This is a genomic window from Streptomyces sp. CT34, from assembly GCF_000805335.1.
Lineage (GTDB): Bacteria > Actinomycetota > Actinomycetes > Streptomycetales > Streptomycetaceae > Streptomyces.
Window position 1 is genome coordinate 2562000 of record NZ_KN708638.1, and the last position, 947, is coordinate 2562946.

Annotated in this window: 1 pseudogene; it reads left to right on the plus strand. The window is 75.3% G+C overall.

The window, feature by feature from the left end:
- Nucleotides 1–170: 170 nt before the first annotated feature.
- Nucleotides 171–947, plus strand: a pseudogene (locus RZ84_RS39655) (condensation protein); the annotation flags it as partial.

Sequence of the window (947 nt, forward strand, 5' to 3'; positions counted from 1 at the left end):
CCTCCCTCCCGGGCCGGGCGTCTGATCACCGCCCGCGGGCGGACTCCCGGCGCCGGCCCCTCCTGGGCCACCCCGTACTGGCGCCCCACCCGAGGGGCTGGAACCGCCCCGTCTCCCGGCCCGAAACCAGGTCCCGTACGACCGGCCAACAGCGGGGAGGACACCGCCCGATGACCGCACTGCAACCCGCCCCACACGACCCGCCCGGCGCCGTGCACGGTGCCGGGCACGGCGACCCACCGCCCGCCAATCCTGGCGGCGCCCCGTCCAGCGCCCTACACACCGACCACCCCGGTGACCCGTCCAGCAGCCGCCCCGGCGCACCCTCCGACACCCCCCAACTCCCCACCACTTCTCAACCCACCCCCCAACCCACCATCGCCCACGTCCCCTTCCCCGTGGTCGACGAGATCTCCCGGCACTGCCTGGCGGACGGCGAGCCGGAGACCGTACACATCGAGATACACCTGCCCGGCCCGGTCGATCACGGCCGGCTGCGTACCGCGTTCCACCAGGCACTCGCCCGGCATCCCCGTATCCTCATGCGCCAGGCCCCGACCCGCTGGTGGCACCACCGCTACACCTGGCAGCTCACCGCCGCCCCCGACGTCGACCCGGTCAGCTTCCCCCCTCCGGCACCCGACGCCCTCGAACGCGCCCGGGCACGTGCCCTCACCCACTGCCCGCCCCCGCACCTCTCGCCTCCCGTACGCCTGGAGGTCGTCGAGCACGCCGCACAACCGGGCACCTCGGCCGCCACCGTGCTGCTCCTCACCATCAACCACACCGCACTGGACGGCCCGGCCTGCCTCCGCGTACTCGCCACCACCGCCGAGCTGTACGGCGGCGCCGACAACTCCCCCGCCCCACCCCCCGTACGCGCCCCCGGCCCCACCCCCGCTACACACCACCCCGGTCCCGACGCCCCCACACCACCACCCCCGAGC